The sequence below is a fragment of the Pseudonocardia oceanicola genome (assembly GCF_047200735.1).
GTDB lineage: Bacteria > Actinomycetota > Actinomycetes > Mycobacteriales > Pseudonocardiaceae > Pseudonocardia.
Genome location: NZ_JBJZON010000054.1, coordinates 1 through 6,085 on the forward strand (window position 1 = coordinate 1; position 6,085 = coordinate 6,085).

Annotated in this window: 5 protein-coding genes; 3 read left to right on the forward strand and 2 right to left on the reverse strand. The window is 73.8% G+C overall.

The genetic code is table 11. From position 1 onward, the window contains the following. Together ACL02T_RS34515 and ACL02T_RS34520 are read left to right on the forward strand one after the other, a co-directional pair. Positions 1–1,450: DUF2252 domain-containing protein (locus tag ACL02T_RS34515; RefSeq protein WP_412835030.1), on the forward strand; the 1,450-nt coding region annotated here is incomplete at its 5' end. Then, entirely contained in the window at positions 1,447–3,072 is a 1,626-nt protein-coding gene (locus ACL02T_RS34520) for an MFS transporter (protein WP_412835031.1), read from the forward strand. The genes ACL02T_RS34515 and ACL02T_RS34520, both read left to right, overlap by 4 nt. A gap of 126 nt (positions 3,073–3,198) precedes the next feature. Here the strand turns inward: ACL02T_RS34520 and ACL02T_RS34525 are convergent, their stop codons facing one another. Next, positions 3,199–4,356 carry an alpha-hydroxy-acid oxidizing protein gene (locus ACL02T_RS34525; protein ID WP_412835032.1) on the reverse strand — a complete coding sequence of 386 codons (1,158 nt, stop codon included), beginning with the start codon at positions 4,354–4,356 and terminating at the stop codon, positions 3,199–3,201. Between the two features lie 260 nt (positions 4,357–4,616). Between ACL02T_RS34525 and ACL02T_RS34530 the strand changes: the two genes are divergently transcribed. After that, positions 4,617–5,072, forward strand: coding sequence for a VOC family protein (locus ACL02T_RS34530; protein WP_412835033.1), 456 nt, complete (start codon positions 4,617–4,619; stop codon positions 5,070–5,072). A 114-nt stretch (positions 5,073–5,186) separates the two neighbouring features. Here the strand turns inward: ACL02T_RS34530 and ACL02T_RS34535 are convergent, their stop codons facing one another. Next, positions 5,187–6,035 (reverse strand): carbon-nitrogen hydrolase family protein, encoded by an 849-nt coding sequence (locus tag ACL02T_RS34535; RefSeq protein ID WP_412835034.1) that lies wholly within the window; start codon positions 6,033–6,035, stop codon positions 5,187–5,189. Positions 6,036–6,085 lie beyond the last annotated feature (50 nt).

Here is a 6,085-nt window from a genome sequence, read left to right on the forward strand (position 1 = left end):
TTTCACCCCCCCGGGGGCGCCGCGGGCGCGGGCGGCGCCGCCGGCACCCGTGCTCCGCCCGGCCGAGCGGATCGAGCTCGGCCGGGCGGCGCGGTCCACCGCCCCCCGCTCGTCACACGCCGAACTGCCCGCCCGCCGCGGGAGGGGGGCGTTGAAGATCCTCGCCGCGGAGGACGTCGGCCGCGTGCAGGACCTGCTGCCGATCCGGTACGCCCGGATGGGGGCGTCGCCCTTCGCGTTCCTGCGCGGCTCGGCCGCCGTGATGACCGCCGACCTCGCCGGCACCCCGGTCAGCGGGATCGACGTCCAGCTCTGCGGCGACGCCCACCTGGCCAACTTCGGCTTCTTCGCCTCGCCCGAGCGCCGGCTCGTCTTCGACGTCAACGACTTCGACGAGACCCTGCCGGGTCCGTGGGAGTGGGACGTCAAACGGCTGGCGGCCAGCGTCGAGGTGGCCGGCCGGGACCGGGGCTTCGGCGCCGCGGCCCGGCGGGCGGCGGTCGAGGGGGGCGTGCGGGCCTACCGCCGTGCCATGCGCCGGTTCGCGACCATGACGAACCTCGACGTCTGGTACGCGCTCGTCGAGACCGAGGACCTGTGGCGGCGCTACCGGCGCCGCGTCTCCGCCCCGCGGCGGGCCCGGATGGAGCGCGACCTGGCCAAGACCCGCACCCGGGACAACCTGGGCGCGCTCACCCGCTTCACCGCGCTCCTCGACGGGGTGCCGCGCATCGTCGCCGAGCCGCCGATCGTGGTGCCGGTCCGCGACCTCTACCCGGAGGAGGTCGAACGCCGCGGCATCGAGGACGGCATCCACGAGCTGCTCGCGGGCTACCGGGAGAGCCTGCCCCCGGACCGCCGGCGGTTGTTCGAGCAGTACCGCCCGGTGGACATCGCCCACAAGGTCGTCGGAGTCGGGAGCGTGGGCACCCGGTGCTGGATGCTGCTGTTCCTCGGTCGCGACGACCGCGATCCGCTGTTCCTGCAGGCCAAGGAGGCGGGCCCGTCGGCCCTGGAGTCCGTGCTGGGCCCGGCGGCGCAGGCCACCGCGGGACAGCGGGTCGTGGAGGGCCAGCGGCTGATGCAGGGCGTCGGCGACATCTTCCTGGGCTGGCAGCGGGTGACCGGGGTCGACGGCCGGGAGCGCGACTTCTACCTGCGCCAGTTGCGGGACTGGAAGGGCTCGATCGAGGTCGAACAGCTGCGCTCGCGGGGTCTGGGGATGTACGCGGAGATCTGCGGGCAGACCCTCGCCCGCGCGCACGCCCGCAGTGGAGACCGGATCGCGATCGCCGCCTACCTGGGATCGTCGGACTCCTTCGACCGCGCCGTCGCGGCCTTCGCCCGCGCCTACGCCGACCGCACCGAGGCCGACCACGCGGCGCTGCGCCGGGCCATCGGCTCGGGCAAGGTGGCGGCCGCCGACCCGACCACGGACGGGCACGGGTGAACCGCTGGAAACCGCTGATCGCCCTCGGCGTCGCGCAGTTCCTGGTCGTGCTCGACACGGCCGTGATGAACGTGTCGATCAGCGCACTGGTCGCCGACTTCGACACCACGGTCAGCGCCATCCAGGCGGCCATCACCCTCTACACCCTGGTCATGGCCGCGTTCCTGATCACCGGGGGCCAGGTCGGGGACATCCTGGGGCGCCGCCGTGCGTTCGCGGTCGGGCTGCTGATCTACGGCGTCGGGTCCGGGCTGACGGCCGTCGCCCCGACGCTGTGGGTACTCGTCCTGGGCTGGTCGGTGATCGAGGGCCTCGGCGGCGCACTCGTGCTGCCCGCTCTCGCCGCCCTGGTGGGCGGCAACTACCGGGGCCGCGACCGGGCGGTGGCGTACGGTGTCATCGGCGGGCTGGCGGGGGCCGGGATCGCGGTCGGCCCGATCGTCGGCGGGTGGGCGACGACCTACCTGAGCTGGCGGTACGTCTTCGCCGGCGAGGTCGTGATCGTGATCGCGATCCTGCTGATGCTGCGCTGGATCGCCGACGCGCCGGCGACCGGGCCGCGCCGCCGGCCGGACCTGGTGGGGGCGGGGCTGTCCGTGGTGGGGCTGGCCCTCGTGGTGCTGGGGGCCCTGCAGAGCAGCACCTGGGGCTGGCTCGAGCCGCGCAACCCCCCGTTCACGGTGTTCGGCTTCGCGCCGACCCTCTTCGTGATCGCGGCGGGGCTCGTGTTGCTCGGGCTGCTGCGCGGCTGGGTGCGCCGCCGCGAGGCACAGGGCCGGGATGCGCTGGTCCGCTGGGCGTTGTTCGCGATCCGGCCGCTGCGTGCCGCCCTGTCCTCGCTGCTGGCGCAGAACATGATCCTGCTCGGCGTCTTCTTCACCATCCCGCTGTACCTGCAGGTGGTGCTGGGTCTCGACGCCTTCTCCACCGGCCTGCGGCTGCTCCCGGTGTCGCTGACCATGCTGCTGACCTCGATGTCGGCGCCGCTGGTGAACCGGCTCGCGGCGCCGCGGGCCGTGGTGCGGACCGGCTTCCTGGTGCTGTGCGGTGCCTCGCTCTGGCTCGTCGGCACCGTCCGTCCCGCGCTCGACGAGTTGTCCTTCGCCCTCGCCACGGGTCTCCTCGGCGTCGGCATGGGCCTGCTCGCCGGGCAGCTCGGCAACGTCGCGCAGTCGAGCGTCGGCGAGGCCGAGCGCAGCGAGGTCGGCGGCCTGCAGTACACCGCGCAGAACCTGGGGTCCTCGTTGGGTACGGCCCTGATCGGCTCGTTCCTGCTCGGGGCGCTGACCCGGGCGACCCTGACGGGGGTGGCGGCCGCGCCCGTGTCGGAGACGACGCGCGAGCAGGTCGGCACCGCACTGGAACGGGGCATCTCGTTCCTCTCGCTGGACCAGGCGCGTGCCGCGCTGACCTCGGCGGGCATTCCCGGGTCCGAGGTCGACGCGCTGGTCGCGGAGTACGCGCGCGCCCAGCTCGTCGGGCTGAAGATCGCGTTGCTGGCCGCCGCGGGGATCGCACTGCTCAGCGTGTTCCTCACCCGTGAGCTGCCGCACCGCCGGGAGACCGGGGAGGACGTGGCGGCCGCGCCCGCGGCCGCGCCACCGGTGACCGCGCCCGGGTAGGCCGGTCGGGAAGGAGGAGACAGGAGTCGGCCACGCTCCTGCGCCCGGGTCACGGTGGTCGCCACCGCCACCACCCGGTGCCCGGCGGCGCGGGTCGCGGCGACCGCCCCGGCCGGGGCGTGGGGGTCAGTCCACCCGGCGCAGGCCCGCCGCGCGCAACCGCGCGAGATCCGGGTAGCCGTCGACCGCCATGAGCAGGTCCGCCTCGGCGAGGAAGGACCGCAGGTGGTGCACCACGCCCTCCTCCCCGCCCACGGCCAGGGCGTAGACGTGCGGGCGGCCGGTCCCGACGGCGGAGGCCCCCATCGCGAGCGCCGTGACCATGTCCGACCCGCTGCGTATCCCGGAGTCGAACAGGACGGGCGTGTGGCCGGCCGCCTCGACGACCTCGGGCAGGCTCTGCAGGGCGGGCAGCCCGCCGTTGGCCTGCCGGCCGCCGTGGTTGGAGCAGTAGATGCCGTCGACCCCGTGGTCCTTGGCCTTGCGCACGTCCTCGGGGTGGCTGATGCCCTTGAGCACGATCGGCAGCGAGGTCGCCTCGCGCATCCAGGCCAGGTCCGCCCAGCGCATCGAGAAGCCGAAGGTCCGCGCGAACAGCCCGACGACCTCCGCCGGGTCGGAGCTGGTCAGGTGCTTCCGGAAGTGCTCGTCGGAGGTGTAGTTGGCCAAGCAGTAGCCGCGCAGCTGCGGGAAGTTGGCGGTGTCGAGGTCCCGCGGGCGCCAGCCGGTGACCCAGGTGTCGAGGGTGATGACGAGCGCCTTGAAGCCGGCCCGCTCGGCCCGCTGGATGAAGCTGACGGCCAGGTCCCTGTCGTTGGGCGGGTAGAGCTGGAAGTAGCCCGGCGTGTCGCCGAGCGCCGTCGCGACCTCCTCCATCGGGTCCTGGGACAGTGTCGACGCGATCATCGGGACGCCGGTGCGCGCCGCCGCCCGGGCGGTCGCCAGGTCCCCGTGCAGGTCCTGGGAGCAGATGCCGAGCACGCCGATCGGGCAGAGGAAGAGCGGGTGCGGCAGGTCGATGCCGAACAGCGTGGTGGAGAGGTCGCGCTCGTGGGCGCCCTCCATCATCCGCGGCACGAGGCCCCACTTCTCGAAGGCCGTGACGTTGGCACGCTGGGTCCGCTCGTCGCCTGCCCCGCCCGCGACGTAGGAGAGCACCCACGGCGGCAGTGCCTCGGCCGCCCGCCGTTCCATCCCGGCGAAGTCGACCGGGAAGCGGGGCTGCAGGCCCCTCGTGCCGGCCAGGTAGATCTCCAGCTGGTAGTCGCCGTAGCGCGGTGACATCCGTCTCCCTCCTGGGCACGCGGGATCCTAGCGCCGAAGCTGTCCGCACGATCGGCCGAGGAGTGCCACCCACGAGCGCGCGATCCGCGAGATCGTGCGGCCGGGGCAGCGGACAGGCGCCTTCACCAGGCACCTCGACGTGGTACCCGATGGAGTCCGCCGGCGCGAAGGCGAAGGAACCGGCGGGGGTGCCGTTCGCGCCCCGAGCGGGTATCGGTCGACCCTACCGCGGCAGCTCCGAGGGGCTCTAACCTGCGCGGATGCTGCTGGACGGGCTCAACCACGTCGCCGTGATCACCGCCGACACGGACCGCTTCCACGCCTTCTACGGGGAGGTGTTCGGGGCGACGGTCGCCAACGACAAGAAGGAGGACGGGTTCCGCTTCTCGATCGTGGACATCGGCCCGCACACCGAGCTCAACGTGTTCGAGGTCGAGGGGAACGCCGAGGCCGAGCGGCAGACCCCGATGCTCGGCCGCGGCCGGCTGGACCACTTCGGGCTGCAGGCCGCCTCACTCGAGGCGTTCGAGGAGATCCGGCGGCGGCTGCTCGCCCGCGGGGCGTGCGACGAGTTCGTCACCGACTTCGGGCCCGTCCTCAGCCTGTTCTTCCGCGACCCGGACGGGCTGGAGGCCGAGGTCCTGGTGGCGAACCCGGACGCGCAGCCGGGCCGCTTCAACCCACCCGGCACCCCCGCCGCCCGGTACGTGCGCTGACGCCCGCCCCGGAGTGCACGAACGGCACTCTTGTGCGGTAGGTCCGCACAAGAGTGCCGTTCGTGCGATCGGGGACGGACGGTGACAGCTGGACGGGAGTGGTCGGGGTCGTGCTCAGGCCGGCTGGAGTGCCGGCCGGGTCAGGGCCCCGTAGACGTCGGGGCGGCGGTCGCGCAGGTTGTTCATGCCCGCGCGGTGGGCGTCGAGGTCGGCCTCGAGGTCGAAGTCCGCGACCACCATCGACTCGGTCTGCCCGGTCGCGGCCACGATCTCGCCGCCGGGGTCGACGATCTTGGCGTTGGCCGCGAAGCGCAGCGAGCCGAACGTGCCGAACTGGTTCGACGCCACCCACACGACCTGGTTCTCCAGCGCGCGGGCGCGGTCGAACAGGTCGAAGCGCCGGGTCCAGCGGTCCTGCGCGGGGTCGGGGTGCGGGTTGGTCGCGCTGACCGGCCAGGCCGACATCGAGACGATCACCCGGGCACCGTCGAGCGCCAGGGCCCGGGCCGCCTCCGGGAAGCCCTTGTCCCAGCAGATCTGCATGCCGATCCGGCCGATCGGGGTGTCGACGGCCTCGAAGGCGTCGCCGGCCGTGTAGGTGGCGTCCTCGCGCAGCGGCTGGTGGACCTTGCGGTAGCTGCCGAGCACACCGTCGCCGGTCACGCAGACCGCCGCGTTGTACCGGCGGCCGTCCGCCGCCTCGCAGTAGCCGGCGGTGACCACGAGGTCCCCGGCCAGCGCGGCGAGGCGGGCGATCTCCGGGCCGTCGACGGCGAAGGCCGGCGGCGGGGACGCGGACCCGCCCAGGTCGGAGACGTAGCCGCCGAGCGCGGCCTCGGGCAGGGCGAGCAGCTGCGCGCCCTGCTGCTTCGCCTCGTCGACCAGGCGGGCGATGCGAGCGAAGTCGGCCTCGAGGTCCCGGTCGAAGGGGGCCGCGACGGTCGCGACACGGGTCGTGGGCATGGCGGGGCTCCTCAGCTGGCCGACCGGGGGGCGACCCGGTCGTCATCGGA